Here is a 16,205-nt window from a genome sequence, read left to right as displayed (position 1 = left end):
GGTCGGGGACGACCCCGTACAGGCCGTCCGAGCGGAGCAGGCAGCGGTCGCCGCGGCGGGCCTCCTGGAGCCGCAGGTCAGGGGCGCCGCTCGGGAGGTCCTTCAGGAGCAGGGCCCGCCGCGGGTGCGGGCGAAACGGTTGCCGTGGGCGCGGCCCGAAACAGGTTGCCGTGGGTGCGGGCCGCGTGGTTAGCCTGCCAGGACCGTCGTCCTGGCGGTCCGCAGCAGAATGGAGCCCGCCGTGCCCCGCGTCGCCCTCGCCACCTACGATCCCCGGCCCGAGCCCCACCTGGACCGGGACCTGCCCGTGCTGCTCGCCGCGCTGCGCGGGGCCGGGGCCTGCGCGGACGCCGTCAGCTGGGACGACCCCGAGGCCGACTGGTCGGCGTACGACCTCGTCGTCATACGCTCGACCTGGGACTACAGCTGGCGCGCCGCGGAGTTCCTGGCCTGGGCCGAGCGGTGCGGCCGGGTCACCCGGCTGGCCAACCCGCCCGCGGTGGTGCGCTGGAGCACCGACAAGCGCTACCTCGGCGACCTCGCCGCGGCCGACGTGCCCGTCGTACCGACCCGCTTCCTCGCCCCCGGCGACCCGGCCGACCTGCCCGAGGACCACGAGTACGTCGTCAAACCGACCTCGGGCGCGGGCGCCAGATACGCGGCCCGCTACCCGCCCGAGGACGGCGGGGCGGCGCGAGCGCAGCTGGCGCGCATGCACGCGGAGGGGCTGACGGCGATGGTCCAGCCGTACATGCGGGGCATCGACGCGGGCGGCGAGCGGGCCCTGCAGTTCTTCGGCGGACGGCTGCTGCACGCCAGCCGCAAGGGCGCGGTCCTGGCCCCCGGCACCGCCTACGACGCGAAGAAGGTGCCGCACCCCGGCCTCGAGCGGTGGACCCCGACGCCGGCCGAACGCGCCGTCGCCGAACGCGCCCTGGCCGCCGTGCCGGGAGCGCCCGAGCTGCTGTACGCGCGGGTCGACCTGGTGGACGGCGACGAGCCGGGCGAGGTGCGGGTGATGGAGCTGGAACTGGTCGAGCCGAACCTGTTCCTCTTCCTGCACCCGGGCTCGGTGGACACGGTCAGGGACGCGATCCTCGCGGCGGCCGCGGGTCGCTGACGGCCGTCCGCTGGAGCAGGCCCCAGGTGAACTCGGCGACCACCGCGCGGGGGCGGCCGTCCGCGTCCGGGGCGGTCAGGGCGAGACCCCAGCGGGTCGGGGCGGAGCCCTCCAGGGGGCGGGCCGGGGCGAAGGCGCGGGCGGCCTCGTCGACCGTGCAGGACCAGGGGGTGAGGTCGTCGAGGGTGCGCAGGGCGGGCGCCGGGGCGCCGGGGGCGCGGACCAGCCACTCGTTCCAGACCGCGCCGTTCGGGGCGAGCAGCACCTCGAAGCGCAGGTCCGGCCAGAGCGGGAGCGGCCAGTACAGCGCCTCGCACTCCAGGTCGCCGACCTTTTGCCGGGACGTCGTCACGGGGGCGCCGAGGACGGAACGGTAGCGGGAGACGGCGGCCCGGGAGCGCGGCGAGCGCACCATCGCCTGCCAACGCCGGTTGGCCTCCCGCATCCCGGCCAGGGAGACGCCCAGCTCACGCCGGGCGTCCTCCACCAGGTCAGGGTTGTGGTCGGCCATCCGGCGCAGCAGCACCAGCTGGAAGTCGAGCGGGGTGAAGGGCGCGGGGGCGCCGGGACGGTGGCGCGGGGCGTCCGGGGGCGGGCCGGGTGGTGTCTGCGACGGCATGCCCCCATGGTCGCCGCCGCACCCCGCCGTCGGCCACCGGCCACGGGCCGCGCGCAGCACGAACGCGGCGCCCACCGATGGCGGGTGGCCGACCGCCGGCACCGGCGGCTTGGCCACCGGGCGAAGGCCGTCAGTAGCCGTATCTGCTCTTGAGGTGCCGCCAGAAGTCGCGCAGCATCCAGGTGTCGAACTCGGTGATCCGGGTGGCGCTGCCGGCGTTCATCAGGAAGCAGCACTGGCCGGTCGGCGTCCAGTCGTAGAAGTCGTCCAGGCCGAAGGTGTGGCCGACCTCGTGCAGATAGATGTGGATGTCCTCCTGGTCGAGGGCGCCGGTGAAGTACTCCTGCCCGACCCGCTGGCCCCAGTCGCCGCCCGCCCCGCCCTGGAAGCCCTTGGTCAGCCAGAGCGACTGGTCGTAGTGGCGGGCCGCGCCGCCAGGACACTTCGCGTAGTCGCCGTTCTGGTGGAAGAAGCGGCCGCAGTCGGGCGCGCACTGCGGGGAGCCGCCGCTGTCGAGGTTGCCGGCGTAGACGTCCACGGAGTTGTCGCTCCACTGGAGCGTGGAACGGTCCTTGACGGCCCAGCCGACGACGGTGACCGGCACCGTGGTGTACGGCCAGGCGTTGTGCCCCTTGCCGTCGACGACCATCGCCGCCGCCCACTTGGCGAACTGCTTCTTCAGCGCGGCGTGCACCCGGTCGCGCAGCGCGGCGCTGACGGGGGCGTCGGACTCCCAGCGCACGCAGTAGTTGACGCTGCCCTTGTTGGCGATGACCTGGTCCCACCCGTAGTTGCGGAAGCCGTACAGGTCGGGGTAGGTCGACTGGACGTGGTTCCAGACCTCGCCGAGCGGCTGGACCAGGGCGGCGGGCGGGTTCCAGTCGTCGGCGGCACGGGCGGGCGCGGCACCGCTGCCGGCGGCGCCCGCGAAGGCGACGAGAGCGGCGAGGACGGTCAGCAGCCGGGCGACGCGTGGGCGTCTCATGGCGGACTCCCTGAAGTGGGGGACGGGATCACAGGGGAGTGGCCGCCGGACGGCGAAGGGTTGCCACCCTCCGCCGCGGACGGGGGTGACGTCAGAGGGCGTGCTCCGTGGGCGGCGGGTGCGCCGGTTCGGGTTCGGGTGGTCCGGGCCCGTTCGTCACTTCCTGGCCCGGGTCACCCACCGTGCGACATCATGTGATGTGTCGCACTTGAGGGACAGTAGTGGTGACCGGGGGCCCGATGAGGTGGAGTCCGCAGAACCATTGCCCGGTCAAACGCAGTATGACTAGCCTGTGTTCGTCATGCCGATCGGCTGTTGATATATCGAACGCAGGCGCCTCCTGTGACGCGCCTCGGACCCAAGGGAGGGGCCGATCGTGGGACGCCTCGTACCTGCCGTGACCCGGGCTCTCGACATCCTGGAGCTCTTTCTCGACGGGGACGGGACGCTCTCCGCCCCCGACATCGTGCGCAGGCTGCAACTGCCGCGCACCACCGTGCACGAGCTGGTCACCACGCTCGCCGCGCGGTCGTACATCGTGCAGGTCCCCGGCCAGCCGGGACGGTACCGGCTCGGCGTGCGGCCCTACCAGCTCGGCAGCCGGTACGCCGAACAGCTCGACCTCGCCGCCGAGGGCCAGCAGGTCGCCAGGTCCGTCGCCGAGACCTGCGACGAGACCGTGCACGTCGCCATCCTCGAAGGCACCGACGTCATCTACATCGCCAAGGTGGACTCCACCCACGCGGTCCGCATGGTGTCGGCGGCCGGGCGCAGGCTGCCCGCCCACTGCACCTCCGTGGGCAAGATGCTGCTCGCCTCCCTCTCCGAACACGAGCTGGCCGCCCGGCTGCCGGACAGCGCCGGGCTCGCCGCGATGACCCCGAACAGCATCACCGACCCCGACCGGCTGCGCGAGGCGCTCGCCGAGATCCGCGGGCGCGGGATCGCCGTGGAGAGCCGCGAGTCCAACCCGGACGTCAGCTGCGTCGCCGCGCCCGTGCGCGACCGCACCGGGCAGGTCGTCGCCGCGCTCTCCATCTCCGTGCCGATGATCCGCTGGAGCGAGGAGCGGCGCGTGGAGCTGGAGCAGCTCGCCGCCAAGGGTGCCGCCGAACTGTCCGAGCGGCTCGGCCACCGGAGCGTGGCGTGAGCGCCGGGTACGAGGTCGCGGTCAGGGCCGAGGCGGCCCTCGGCGAGGGACCCACCTGGGACCCGGTCGGCGGACGGCTGCTGTGGATCGACATCCTCGGCTCCCGCGTGCACACCTACGAGCCGGGCTCGGGCCGCCGCACGGTGCGCGTCACCGGACAGCACGTCGGCGCCGTCAAACCGCGGGTCGGCGGCGGCCTGGTGCTCAACCTCCGGGACGGCGTCGCGCTCCTCGACCCCGACGACACCTTCCGCTGGCTGCACCACGAGCCTGTCCCCGGCCGCCGCGCCAACGACGCGGCCGTCGCCCCGGACGGCGCGCTGTGGGCCGGCACCATGCGCTACGACGAGGCGCCGGGCGGCGGCTCGCTCTCCCGGATCACCGGCGACGGCGCGGCGCACACCGTCCTCGACGACGTGACCATCAGCAACGGCACCGGGTGGAGCCCCGACGGACGGCTCATGTACTACGTCGACACCCCCACCCGGCGCGTCGACGTCTTCGACCACCGGGACGGGCGGATCTCCGGGCGCCGCACCCTCGCCGTCGTCGAGGACGGCGCGGGGTTCCCCGACGGGCTCACCGTCGACGCCGACGGCTGCGTCTGGGTCGCCCTGTGGGACGGCGCGGCGGTCCGCCGCTACACCCCGGGCGGCGACCTCGACCGGGTCGTCGCCCTGCCGGTGCCGCGCCCGACGGCCTGCGCCTTCGGCGGCCCGGACCTCACCGACCTCTACGTCACGACCGCCGCCACCGGACTCGCCGCCCCACCGCCCCTGGCCGGCTCGCTGCTGGTGGTACCGGGCGCGGGCCACGGCGCCGCCCAGCCCGCGTTCGCAGGCTGACCGAGGACCGCCCCCCCCCGCGCCCGCAGACGGTCCGAGCGGGCCGTCTGGGACGTCGACGGGCCGCGCTCCGAGCCCCGCTGTCCCCGGCGAGCCGCCCCTCGCGCGGGCGCGGCATTGTGTACTGGACCTGGATCGACGGGGCTCAGGTGCGCCGGGCGCGCACCCGCGTGCGTTCGCGAGCCGCGCCCGCGCGGTCGGTTCACGGGGCGCGGGTCCCGGCCCCGCCCGCGCGACGGCGTCCACGGTGAGCCGTCCCCGCCTGCGGCGGAGGGCGTCCACCGTGAGCCGCCCCGCGTCCTGCGGAGGGACGGCGGCCACGGTGAGCCCCCCCCGCGCGGCAGGGGCAACCGCTCAGTCCGCCCCCGCGCGGCAGGGGCAACCGCTCAGTCCCCCTCCGTCCGGTCCACCGAGTTCAGGAACTTCCGCTCCGACTCCGTCAGGGGGACGCCCGTGGGCGGGGGCAGGAGCGGGCCGTTCAGGACGGACAGCAGGGTTCTCGGGCGGACCACGCGTTCCGGGCCCGCGCTCAGGCTCGCCACGTCCCACAGCGCGGCCCCGGCCCGGTAGGAGCCGGTGGCCGCCTTGGTGAGGCGGCGCGAGTACGCCGTCACCAGGCGGTCGGCGGGGCGCGGGCGGGCACCGCGCACCCCGGGGTACCAGACGTCCTGCCCGACGGCGAGCGCCCAGGCCGCGTTGACGGGGCCGGCCGCCCCGCGCTGCACCCGCCGCGCGAGGCCCGGTGACGTCACCCCGCCCCGGCCCGTCTCCTTGGCCAGCACCTGGGCGCCGAGCGCCGCCACCGACATGCCCTGGCCGTACGCCGGGTTGAACGTGGCGAGCGCGTCGCCCAGCACCACCAGCCCCTCGGGCCACTCACGCACCTTCTCCGCGTAGCGCCGCGTGTTGCTGGTGGAGCGGGAGAGGTGGATGTCGGTGAGGGGCTCGGCGCCGGAGATCAGCCGGCCCACGATCGGGTCGGGCAGCTCCAGCGCGTAGCGCAGGAAGCCCTCCGGGTCGGTCGGCGGCTCGCCGCCCCTGGTGCCGCCGAGGCTCACCATCCAGCGCTCGCCCTCGATGGGCATCACCATCCCGCTGCGGCCGGGCAGCCCGGCGTACGGGTCGGCGTGCACGACCGTCAGCGGAAAGCGGTCGGCGCCGGCCGGCGCCCGGTACACGCGGGTGGCGTTGACCAGGCCGCTGTCCACGGACCGCTCCTGGAGGCCGCTCACCCCGAGCCCTTCGAGCCACCGCGTGATCCGCGAGCCGCGCCCGCTCGCGTCGACGACGAGATCGGCGGCCAGCTCGCTGTCGCCGTCCGCCGCGGACACTCGCACGCCCCGGACCCGGCCGGCGTCGCCGAGCAGTCCCGTCGCCTTGCCGTGCCGTATCTCCGCGCCGGTGGCCTCCACCACAGCGTCCCGCACCACCCAGTCGACCAGCGCCCGGCTGCAGCTGAGGACGCGGGGTCCGTCGTGGCGCCAGCGCGGCAGCCAGCCCTCGGTGGAGCGCACCAGCATCCCGCGCAGCGCGGCGATCTCGTGGGCGCCGGCGTCCAGCAGCCGCCGCCGCACGTCGACGCCGGGCAGCAGGGCGTCCGTCGCCGCCACCCCGCCGGACATGAAGAGGTGGGCGTGCCGCCCCTGTGGCAGACCGCGTCGGTGGGCGGGCGCGTCGGGTAGTTCGTCGGAGTCGAGGACGACGACCTCGTCCACGCCCGGGGCGACCGCGGCGGCGGCCAGTACGCCGGCCAGTCCGGCGCCGATGACGACAGCTCTACGCACCTGGGGCTCCTGTTCAGCCGGGGAAAGCCCTCACCGTACCTTCACTCACCGTGTCCAGCAGCGGAGTTGTCGCCAGCTCCCGCGCCAGCTCGACCAACCCGTCGGTTCCGGCCACCTCCGTGGCGTGCAGCCGGTGGGCCGACGCGGGTCCTGACGGCAGCTCGTGGACGGCGGCCCGGCGCACGGCGTCCGCCAGCATCGCCGCCTCCGCGGCGACCCGCGCCTGGTGCGGGCCCCGGCCCGCGTCGACGGCGGCGGCGAGCGCCCGCTCGCGCACGGCGTCGTCGAAGTACGGCGCGAGCGCCAACAGGGCGTCGTGGATGGCCACTTCACGCCACCGCAGCCGGTCGAGCGGAGTCCGCCACCAGCCGGCGGGCGGCTTGGGCGCGGTCGACGCGAACCGGATGCGCGACCACAGCGGGCCCAGCCGCCGGTGGTCGCCGACGCTGCGCCAGTGCGCGACGGCAGGCGGCAGCAGCCGGGGCAGCACGAACCCCGCGCAGAACACCAGGGCGGCCAGTGCCGCGAGCGGCGGCGCCACCTCGGTGGAGAGCGGATCGAGGTCGTGGCCCGTCCAACGCGCCACCACAGCGGTGTACTTGGTGAGCTGGAAGCCGACGGCGTCGAGCGCGGCGCCGGTCATGATGAGCCGCAGTCCGGTGGCGAGGAGGCCGGTCACCTCGCGGCCCCACTTCAGGCACAGGGCGCACATCGCGACCGTCGCCGCGGTGTGCCCGAGCAGGTAGAGCACGATCATCTCGCGCAGGTACGGCGCGCGGGCGTAGTACGTGTCCAGGTCCCGCAGCCGCTCGGTCCGCGCGTCGCCCAGGGCGAACAGCACCACCAGCGCGACGATCAGCACCGCGTAGGCGGCGACCGCCCGCAGCACGCTGCGCCGCACCAGCTCCCGTGGCCCGCCACGCCAGTTGACCAGCAGGACGAGCAGCGAGCAGCTGTACGCGGAGAGCATCCCGTAGGTCAGCGGTGCACCGAAGTTGGGGATGCCGGTGAGCCGGTTGACGGCCGACAGGGTCAGCGGCGCCGAGCAGACGAACACGACCGAGCCGAGCACGACGGCGACCCACGCCGACAGCGCCGGCCCGTGCGGTGGGGCGGCGCCGCCGGCCCGGCGCGAGCGGCGCGACATCGCCACGGAGGAGAGCGCGAGGACACCGGCGGCCACGTACACGACGACGCTGGTGTCCTTCACCCCTGGCCCGCCCGGGTGAGCGTCCCGTGCGCGCGGGGGGTACCGGGCGGCGGGCGGACGGCGAGGGCGTCGGCGATCCGGAGCAGGGTCGACGGGTCGGGGGGCGGGCCGGGCAGCCGGTCGGGGTCGGCGGGCAGCACCCGGTCGGGCTCCTCGCGGACGGCGGTGGCGATGACCGTCGCCCACGCGGTGGCGTCGGCCAGCTCGGGGTCGGCCGTCTCCCGCAGGGCCTGTGCACGGACCCGGTCGTACAGCGGCCGGTCGAAGTGGGCGTCCAGATGGCCGAGTCCGTTGTGGATGCTGGTCTGCCGCCAGATCAGCAGGGTGGCGGGGGACGCGCAGCGCGGCCGGGGCAGCCGCAGCGCCCGCCGGGTCAGGATGCCGTCCAACTCCCGTTCCAGGGGCGCGAGGCGGGCGTACGCCCGGCGGGCCCGCCGCCGGTCGGCGAGGCGCGGCCCGATGAGCGGGATCACGATGCCGACGACGGTCAGCAGCGCCCCGGCGCCCGCGGCGGCCGGCGAGACCACCGTGACCAGCTCCGACCAGTCGGCGCCGGACCAGCGGGCCACCACGGCGGCCAGCCTGCTCACGCTGTACCCGGTGTTGCACAGCGTGCCCACGCCGAGCGTCAGCAGGCTGGCCCGCAGCCAGCCGTCCACCCGGCGGGCCCAGCGCAGCGACGACACCATGGTGACGGCGGTCGCGGCGAGGTGGCCGCACAGGTACAGGACGATCATCTCGGCGATGAACGGCGTCGTCGCGTAGTAGGTGTCCAGGTCGGTGCGCCGCTCCACGGGGGCGTCGCCGAGCGCGAACATGGCGGCGATGCCGAGCACCACGCACGCGTAGGCGGCGATCCAGCGCCGCGCGGTCGCGCGCACGCCAGGACCGCCCCGCCAGTGCACGATCAGCACCTGGGCGGCGGCGCCGTACGCGGTGATCGACGCGTAGGTGAGCGGCGCGGCGAGGTTCGGGACGCCCGAGGTGTCGTTGACGTACGCGATGACGGGCGGGGCGCCGAGCAGGAACGCCAGCCCGGCCAGAGCGAGGACGGCGCAGATCGAGCGGAGGTAGGGGTCGTGCCGGTGGCGCAGCAGGGCGGGCGCCTTCGCCAGCAGGCCGAGCCAGAGGACACCGCAACTCACGTAGTTGATGAGGCCGTTCACGGGCGGGTTCCCCGGTGGTCGAGTGCGGCGCCGATGCGCCGGGCGAGACCGGTGGGGTCGGTGTCACGGGCGGTGGGGCCGGCCGGTGGCGCGAGGCGGTCGCGCAGCCGCCCGCCCATCAGCATGCCGAACCGGTCGGCCTCCTGTTCGTCGGCGAGGGTGAAGTCGGTGCGGGCGCCGCCCGCCGCGCCCCGGTGCATGTGCCACACCTCGTGGCAGAAGATCACCAACTGGTGCCAGGGCGCGGCCCGTCGGTCGACGACGACGAGTTCGTGGTCGTCGCGCTCCAGCCACAGCCCGCTCGCGGTGTGCGGCGGGAACACCGCCCGGTGGACGACGACCTCCCGGCCGCGCCAGGCCCCGACGGACGCGACCAGGGCCGCGAACAGCTCCTCGGGGTCGGCCGGGACGCGCACCTGGATCGGGGCGATCAGGGTGTCGGCGAGCCGCCGCATCTCTCTCCGGGTCCGCACGGCCCTCCCCGTGGCTGCTTCGGTGGTGTCGGACGGCACGGTCGCCGTGCCGTGCCCGCCGTACCCCGGTCCTCCACCGCGGTGCCGACGCGCACGCCGGACCATGATGCCGGTAGGCGGCGGCGCCCGTGGCGGCGGGCACCCGGGCTGTCAGCGCCTGCCGTCACCCGGGGAGTTCCGCGCGGCGACCCCCGGCTCCGCCGCGATCCCCGGTTCCGCCGTGATCCCCGGCTCCGCCCCGCCACCCGTTCCCGCCGGGGTCCTGGTGCGGGCGCGTACCGCGAGGAGTTCGTCGGGGCGGCGCAGGGCCCGTGAGACGGCGCCGATGTCCCGCAGCAGGTCGGTGGTGTCGTGGGCGTGGCCGCCGTCGTCGGCGGGGGTGCGGTGCCGGGACGCGACGGCGTCCTGGATGCCGAGCGCGGCGGCGGCGGCCTTGGCCCGTCCGGCGTCCAGGCCGAGGGCGAGGGCGGCCTGGTAGGAACGGCCGCGCCGCTCCTGGTCGATGTGCCGGGCCAGCGGCAGCAGCACATCGCGGATGAACGTCTCCCGGCGGATCAGCCGCAGTTCGGGCGTGGCCCGCAGCACCACCGGCATGCCGCCGCCGTTCACCGACCGCATCAGCAGGTACAGCGGCCGCAGTTCGCGGTGGGCGAGCCTGACCCGCCACCGGTCGTGCAGGTACTGGCCGGCGTGCGGCAGGATGAAGCCGACGGCGATCAGGATGGCGGACAGGCAGGCGACCGGCGGCGCCACCCCGGTGGAGAGCCAGTCGAGGTCGGCGCCGCACCAACGGGCCGTCACCGCGGTGAGTTTGGCCGCGTCGAACACCACCTGCACGGCATAGCCGATGCCGAGGAACTTCAGCCCCCAGCGCAGCCAGGCGTCGAGCCCGTCGGTGCGCACCCAGTTCCAGATCAGCCCGGAGGTGATCAGGGTGGCGACGGTGTGCGCGAGCAGGTAGAGCAGGATCATCTCGCGCAGGTACGGGGTGTTGGCGTAGTAGGTGTCCAGGTCCCGCAGCCGCTCCACGGGCCCGTCGGCGAGGGCGAAGAGGACCCACAGCGAGACGATCACCCCGGAGTAGGTCGCGACGACCCAGCGCATCGCGCGGACGGTCGCGTCGGAGCGGTCGGAGAGGCCGTTGCGCCAGGCGATGATCAGCAGCAGACAGGAGCCGCAGTACGCCATCAGCAGCGAGTACACCCAGGGCGCCGAGACGTTGGTGATGCCGGTGGCCCGGTTGACCCAGGCGATCGTGGACGGCGCGACGAACACGAAGACCGCGCAGGCCAGCAGCAGCAGCCCGCCGACCGCGCGCAGCATCGGGTCGCCCCAGAGCCGGATGATCGACGGCAGTTTGATGGCCAGCGCGGCGGTCAGCACCCCGGCCGGTATCCACCAGAACGACGGGTAGAACTCGTTGACGAACCCGGCCGGGCTGAAGGCGAGTTGGGGCGTGAGGACGGTCACAGGGCCTGACCTCCGCGGCCCCGGTAGCCGAGGGAGCGCTGGAGCGGGTCGAGCGGCGGCCGGGCGGCCCGCTGGCCGAGCAGCGGGCGGACGGCGGCGGCGAGCCGGTGCCCGAACGCGTCGGCCTCGGCCTCGTCCCGGGCCCGTGAGCCGTCGCGGGCGGCCATCCCCAGCGCGTCCCGCGGCCAGTCGGCCAGCGCGTGGGCGACCGGAGCGGTCACGTGCCGGTGCCGGTGTCCGGCGTGCATGTGCCACAACTCGTGGCCGAGGATAACCAGTTGCTGCACGTCCTCGGCCCGCTCCTCGACGATGACGAGGTCGAGGTCGGGCAGCTCGACCCAGAGCCCGGTGACCTCCAGCTCGTCGGGGAACCGCTCGAAGCGCAGCCGTACCGGGCGTCCGCCGCGCAGCGCGGCCATCTCCGCGCACAGCGCCTGGCACACCTCGCGCACTCCGCCCGGGGGCCTGGGCGCTTCACGGACGGCGGTGCGCAGCCGGTCCGTCAGTTCGCGCATGCCGGCGGTGTGGCCGCCGCCCGCCGGGTGCCGCAGCCGGCGGGCAAGGCCGGCGGCGATCCGGGCTGCCGCGCTCCGCGCGCCCGCGCTGTCCATCGTCGCCCCTCTCGCCGCCGCACATCGGGCCGTTCGAGCCTACGCGGCCGGTCCGACCCACGTCATGTCATCTTCATGTCATTCGCGGGCTCCGCCCGCCCGGTTCCCGCCGTTCGCCCAGGACGTCCCGGCCGTCCGGCGACCCGGCTCCCTCGCGCCCCTCCGCGCGCTCCCCTCCCGGGGGACGTCCCCCGGCCCATTGACGAGAAAGCGCTTCCTCTCTACGGTCCCGTTCGAGCACACGAGCGTGATACGAGATTCCGAACAGGGCGTCGCAGGCGGCCCGTTCCCGAGAGGTGACCATGAGCAACTCCACAGCCCGCTTCACCCTCGACCCCGCCTTCACCGTGGGCGAGGTCGACCCACGGCTCTTCGGGTCGTTCGTCGAACACCTCGGACGCTGTGTCTACACCGGCATCTTCGAGCCCGGACACCCGGCCGCCGACGCGGCGGGGCTGCGCACCGACGTCCTCGGCCTGGTGCGCGAACTGGGCGTCACCGCCCTGCGCTACCCGGGCGGCAACTTCGTCTCCGGCTACCGGTGGGAGGACTCCGTCGGCCCCGCCGAGGACCGCCCGCGCCGCCTCGACCTGGCCTGGCACTCCACCGAGACCAACCGCTTCGGCCTCGCCGAGTACATCGCGTTCCTGCGCGCGGTCGGCCCGCAGGCCGAGCCGATGATGGCCGTCAACCTCGGCACCCGGGGCGTCGCCGAGGCCCTGGAACTCCAGGAGTACGCCAACCACCCGGCCGGCACCGCACTCGCCGACCTGCGCGCCGCCCACGGCGACAAGGACCCGTACGGCATCCGGCTGTGGTGCCTGGGCAACGAGATGGACGGCCCCTGGCAGACCGGCCACAAGACCGCCGCCGAGTACGGCAGGCTCGCCGCCGAGACGGCCCGCGCCATGCGCCAGCTCGACCCGGACGTCGAACTCGTCGCCTGCGGCTCATCGAGCCAGGCCATGCCGACCTTCGCGAGCTGGGAGGCGACCGTCCTGGAGGAGACCTACGACCTGGTCGACTACATCTCCCTGCACGCCTACTACGAGCCCGAGGACGGCGACCTCGACTCCTTCCTCGCCTCCGCGGTCGACATGGAATCCTTCATCGACAACGTCGTCGCCACCTGCGACCACGTCGGCGCCCGGCTGAAGTCGAAGAAGAGGATCAAGCTCTCCTTCGACGAGTGGAACGTCTGGTACACCTCCCGCTGGGAGGCGCACGCCCAGGCCCACGACCCCGCCGACTGGCCCGAGGCGCCCCGGCTCCTTGAGGACAACTACAGCGTCCTGGACGCCGTCGTCTTCGGGTCGCTGCTGATCGCCCTGCTGCGCCACGCCGACCGGGTCACCGTCGCCTGCCTCGCCCAGCTCGTCAACGTGATCGCGCCGATCATGACCGAGCCGGGCGGCCCGGCCTGGCGCCAGACCACGTTCTTCCCGTTCGCGCAGGCGTCGCGGCACGGCCGCGGCCAGGTCCTCGACGTGCGGGTCGACTCACCGACGTACGACACCCGCAGGTTCGGCCCGACCGACCTCCTGCACGCCACCGCCGTACGCGCCGACGACGGCACGGTCACCGTCTTCGCCGTCAACCGCGACCGCGCCGACGCCCTCCCGCTCGAAGTCGCCCTCACCGGCCTCGGCCTGACGACGGTCGTCGAGCACAGCGTCCTCGCCGACGCCGACCCCGACGCCCGCAACACCCTCGCCGACCCGGAACGGGTGGCCCCGCACCCGGCCGAGGGCACCACCCTCACGGACGGCGTCCTCGGCGCCGTCCTCGAACCGCTGTCCTGGAACGTGATCAGGCTGGCCTAGGAGAGGCCGGGGGAGGGCACCGGGGTCACCTCGACCCCGCCCGCCGCCGCGCCCAGCAGGGTCAGCCCGGCCCGTGCCGGGCCCGACTCCGTCGTCCCGTCGGAGAGCACCGCCAGGGCCAGCGTGTTGCTTCCCCGGGTGCGCAGGATGCCGTTCGGCAGCACGAACGTGTGCTGCGGTCCGACGTCGTTGATGTACTGACCCATGTTCCAGCCGTTCAGGAAGATCTGGACGCGGTAGGCGCGCTCCGGGTCGTCGTCGAGGACCAGACCGATCGACGCGTCCGTGCCCGGGTCGACCGCCAGCCGGAACGTCGTCCGGTACCAGGTCACGCCCTGGCGCCGGTCGGCGCGCGGCAGTTCGGCGCGCGGCCAGCCGCCGTCGGCGAACCCCGGCAGGTGCCAGCCCGCCCGCTCCCCGTGCAGCCCGCCGGTGTTCTGCGGCCCGCGCACCGGGTCGGCGGCCGGCGCCCCCTGGAGCCGCCACCGCACCTCGGGTCCCGCCCCCTCGAAGGTGACGGCGGTCAGACCGCGGGCCGCCTTGTGGGTGTCGAGCGCGTTGCCGTCCTGGTCGTGCTGCATCCGTCTGACCAGCACCGACAGCACCCGGTCCGCCCCGTCCCCGGCCGCCTCGGGCAGCTCGAACCCGGCCGTCGCCGTCCATGTCCCGCGCCGGACCGTGCTGTTGTCGGGCACCGGCATCCGGTGCGTGCCCAGCGGCTCCCCGTCCAGCCAGGCCATCAGCAGGCCCTGGGTCCCGGTGCTGTAGGACAGCGACACCGACCGCGCGTCCGTGTCGCCGGTGAGCCGGCCCCGGTACCAGACGTCGCCGTAGTGGAAGCCGTAGTCGTCCGCGAAGAGCACCGGCTGCCCGGCCGGGACCGGGGTGGTGCTGTGCGACACCGTCAGGTCGGCGCGGCGCCAGTTGGTGTCGTCGTGGTCGGGGTCGGCCTCCGGGTTCTCCTCGCGCCGCCGCCAGCCGCCGAGCGCGGGCAGCGCAGGCACGGCCGCGCCCGGCAGCTCACGGCCGGCCCGCAGACTGCCGGACGCGGTGCGCTCCACGTCCAACTCCTGCCCGTTCCACTCCAGTTCCTCGACCCCGCGCGGCGCCCACACCTCAAGGTCCGCGGCCCGCACGGTGTCCCCGGTCAGCCGGGCCGTGGTCCCTTCGAGGGTCACCGAGCGCACCAGGTGCGGTCCGTACGCCAGGACCGAGCCGGAGGGGGTGTCGCGCGGCCAGAGGCGCAGTGACGTTTCGTCGTCGGCGAGCAGCAGGAGCAGCGGGGTGCTCACGCCGTCGCCGCTCACCGCCACCCGGGTCAGGCCGTCCAGTTCGGCCTCGATCCGCAGCACGCCGTCGGCCCAGGTGTGCCGGGCGGTCCCGGCGTGCACGGTGACGGTCGGCCGCTCCGCGCACTCCAGCGCCGTCACCGTCGGCTCGCCGCGCCGCCCGGTCAGCACGGCGATCTCCCGGCGGCCCGCCGTCAGGGCCAGCATGGGCTGCGCGGTGGAGTACCGCAGCCGTCGCCGTCCGAGCCCGAGGCCGGCCGCGAGCAGCCGGGCGTCCCGCGCCGGGACGGTGACCGGCAGGTCGGCGCCGTCCACCGGGAGCGTCGAGGTGACCGTCGCGGCCGTGTCGTTGCGCAGCACGTAGACATGGGCGCCGGTGTCCGGGTTGGTGAGGTGGTACACCTTCAGACCGGCCGCCTTGACGTCCGCGGCCCGCTCCAGGGCCGCGAAGTCCGGTACGCGTTGCAGGAGATGGCCGAGCTGGTGCATCGGGACGAGCTTGTCGGTGGCGTTGCGGCCCTCGTCGAAGGCCGCCCCGTAGTCGTACGAGGTGTAGACGACCGGCGCGGGCAGCCAGCCCCACGAGGTGCCGCCGTAGGTCATGTAGACGTTGTGCAGGGTGATGCCGTTGGCGAGGTTGGTGAGGTAGAAGCGGCGCTCGTAGGCCGCGTCACGGGTGCGCCGGGACTCCGCGTACCCCTTCTGCTTGAACCACACCCCGCCCCACGGGTCGAACCAGCCGCCCCCGAACTCCGGTACGAAGCCCGGGGTCTCGGGGCTGGCGGTGGCGCCCCCGGTGATGCCGCCGGTGCCGAACGTGCCCCAGTCGGGCGGGTTCTGGGACGGCGTCGGATAGCCGTCGAAGCCGTACAGCCAACGCCCCTGCTCGCCACCGGTGTCGAAGGAGCCCGGCAGCCAGTAGCCGTTCCTGCTCTTGTCGTTGTGGAACAGCGGAACGTCGATGCCGTCGGCGCGCACCTTCTTGTACAGGTGGGACATGTAGGCGGGGCCGGTCGGCTGGGTGACGAACGCGTCGTACTCGTTCTCGATCTGGTAGAGCAGCACCGTCCCGGTGCCCCGGGTGTACTGGTGCCCGGCCACGATCGCGTCGACCCGGGTCAGCCACTCGTCGACGTGCGCGAGATAGGTGGGGTCGGCGGTGCGGGCGGTGCCCTTCGTGACGGTCAGCCAGCCGGGGAAGCCGCCCGCGTCGATCTCCGCGTTGATGTAGGGGCCGGGGCGCAGCACGACGTACAGGCCGGTCTCGGCCGCCATGCGCAGGAACAGGTCCAGGTCGCGGATGCCGGTGAAGTCGTAGTGGCCCGGCGCGGGGGAGTGGTAGTTCCACGAGACGTAGATGCTGACGGCGTTGTAGCCGTGGGCGCGCATCTTCTCCAGGACGTCCCGCCACAGCGACGGGCTCGGCAGCCGGAACGGGTGCAGCTCGCCCGACCAGAGCACCAGCCGCCGGCCGTCGACGACGAGGGAGTGCCGGTCGAAGCCGACCGTGTGCCGCTGCCGGTCGGGGCGCGGCGACCCGGCGGGCGGTGCGGGGGCCGCGTAGGCGCAGGAGCCGTCGGCGCTGCCGCCCAGGGCGAGCCCGAGCACCGCGGTTCCGGCGAGTGCGCTGAAGTTACGTCTGCTGAGCCCCACGGGGGCC

General features: G+C 74.6%; 13 protein-coding genes. 4 read left to right on the top strand and 9 right to left on the bottom strand.

The annotated features are described in order from the left end of the window. Positions 1-241: 241 nt before the first annotated feature. The gene (locus tag DDJ31_RS11970) at positions 242-1,120 is read left to right on the top strand and encodes an ATP-grasp domain-containing protein (protein WP_127180285.1); all 879 of its coding nucleotides are present in this window, start codon (positions 242-244) and stop codon (positions 1,118-1,120) included. On the opposite strand, the gene DDJ31_RS11965 is transcribed toward DDJ31_RS11970, so the two are convergent. After that, complete coding sequence (locus tag DDJ31_RS11965) at positions 1,083-1,739, bottom strand: hypothetical protein (RefSeq protein WP_240678236.1); 657 nt, start codon at positions 1,737-1,739, stop codon at positions 1,083-1,085. The genes DDJ31_RS11970 and DDJ31_RS11965 overlap by 38 nt on opposite strands. Positions 1,740-1,869: 130 nt before the next feature. Then, complete coding sequence (locus DDJ31_RS11960) at positions 1,870-2,724, bottom strand: hypothetical protein (protein WP_171480813.1); 855 nt, start codon at positions 2,722-2,724, stop codon at positions 1,870-1,872. A 376-nt stretch (positions 2,725-3,100) separates the two neighbouring features. Here DDJ31_RS11960 and DDJ31_RS11955 point away from each other — a divergent pair, with 376 nt between their 5' ends. Continuing rightward, positions 3,101-3,874: an IclR family transcriptional regulator gene (locus tag DDJ31_RS11955; protein WP_127180286.1), complete on the top strand. Its 774-nt coding sequence runs from the start codon at positions 3,101-3,103 to the stop codon at positions 3,872-3,874. After that, entirely contained in the window at positions 3,871-4,719 is an 849-nt protein-coding gene (locus tag DDJ31_RS11950; protein ID WP_127180287.1) for an SMP-30/gluconolactonase/LRE family protein, read from the top strand. Before DDJ31_RS11955 ends, DDJ31_RS11950 begins: the two co-directional genes overlap by 4 nt. A 386-nt stretch (positions 4,720-5,105) precedes the next feature. On the opposite strand, the gene DDJ31_RS11945 is transcribed toward DDJ31_RS11950, so the two are convergent. The 6 genes from DDJ31_RS11945 to DDJ31_RS11920 all read right to left on the bottom strand — a co-directional run bounded on the left by DDJ31_RS11945 (position 5,106) and on the right by DDJ31_RS11920 (position 11,433). Next, positions 5,106-6,503 carry an FAD-dependent monooxygenase gene (locus tag DDJ31_RS11945; RefSeq protein ID WP_127180288.1) on the bottom strand — a complete coding sequence of 466 codons (1,398 nt, stop codon included), beginning with the start codon at positions 6,501-6,503 and terminating at the stop codon, positions 5,106-5,108. A gap of 13 nt (positions 6,504-6,516) precedes the next feature. Beyond that, positions 6,517-7,650, bottom strand: coding sequence for an MAB_1171c family putative transporter (locus DDJ31_RS11940; RefSeq protein WP_127182842.1), 1,134 nt, complete (start codon positions 7,648-7,650; stop codon positions 6,517-6,519). A 59-nt stretch (positions 7,651-7,709) separates the two neighbouring features. After that, positions 7,710-8,879: an MAB_1171c family putative transporter gene (locus tag DDJ31_RS11935; RefSeq protein ID WP_127180289.1), complete on the bottom strand. Its 1,170-nt coding sequence runs from the start codon at positions 8,877-8,879 to the stop codon at positions 7,710-7,712. Continuing rightward, complete coding sequence (locus tag DDJ31_RS11930; RefSeq protein WP_127180290.1) at positions 8,876-9,352, bottom strand: toxin; 477 nt, start codon at positions 9,350-9,352, stop codon at positions 8,876-8,878. Before DDJ31_RS11930 ends, DDJ31_RS11935 begins: the two co-directional genes overlap by 4 nt. A 150-nt stretch (positions 9,353-9,502) precedes the next feature. Next, a complete protein-coding gene (locus DDJ31_RS11925) occupies positions 9,503-10,822 on the bottom strand; it encodes a DUF6545 domain-containing protein (protein ID WP_240678237.1) in 1,320 nt (439 codons plus the stop codon). Next, on the bottom strand, positions 10,819-11,433 hold the full coding sequence (locus DDJ31_RS11920) for a toxin-antitoxin system, toxin component family protein (RefSeq protein WP_164784988.1): 615 nt from the start codon (positions 11,431-11,433) through the stop codon (positions 10,819-10,821). The genes DDJ31_RS11925 and DDJ31_RS11920 overlap by 4 nt, the downstream gene beginning before the upstream one ends. A gap of 302 nt (positions 11,434-11,735) precedes the next feature. On the opposite strand from DDJ31_RS11920, the gene DDJ31_RS11915 reads away from it, so the two are divergent. After that, on the top strand, positions 11,736-13,256 hold the full coding sequence (locus DDJ31_RS11915; protein WP_127180292.1) for an arabinosylfuranosidase ArfA: 1,521 nt from the start codon (positions 11,736-11,738) through the stop codon (positions 13,254-13,256). Here DDJ31_RS11915 and DDJ31_RS11910 read toward each other — a convergent pair. Beyond that, on the bottom strand, positions 13,253-16,198 hold the full coding sequence (locus DDJ31_RS11910) for a glycoside hydrolase family 35 protein (protein WP_127180293.1): 2,946 nt from the start codon (positions 16,196-16,198) through the stop codon (positions 13,253-13,255). The two genes, DDJ31_RS11915 and DDJ31_RS11910, sit on opposite strands and share 4 nt — an antisense overlap. Positions 16,199-16,205: the final 7 nt, after the last annotated feature.

This window comes from Streptomyces griseoviridis (assembly GCF_005222485.1).
Taxonomy (GTDB): domain Bacteria; phylum Actinomycetota; class Actinomycetes; order Streptomycetales; family Streptomycetaceae; genus Streptomyces; species Streptomyces hintoniae.
Note: the sequence above shows the minus strand (reverse complement) of the source record. Positions and strands in the feature narration are given on the sequence as shown.

Coding starts and splice junctions, on each gene's coding strand:
- DDJ31_RS11915 (WP_127180292.1), top strand. CDS start 11,736: ATGAGCAACTCCACAGCCCGCTTCACCCTCGACCCCGCCTTCACCGTG.
- DDJ31_RS11965 (WP_240678236.1), bottom strand. CDS start 1,739: ATGCCGTCGCAGACACCACCCGGCCCGCCCCCGGACGCCCCGCGCCAC.
- DDJ31_RS11920 (WP_164784988.1), bottom strand. CDS start 11,433: ATGGACAGCGCGGGCGCGCGGAGCGCGGCAGCCCGGATCGCCGCCGGC.
- DDJ31_RS11940 (WP_127182842.1), bottom strand. CDS start 7,650: ATGTCGCGCCGCTCGCGCCGGGCCGGCGGCGCCGCCCCACCGCACGGG.
- DDJ31_RS11960 (WP_171480813.1), bottom strand. CDS start 2,724: ATGAGACGCCCACGCGTCGCCCGGCTGCTGACCGTCCTCGCCGCTCTC.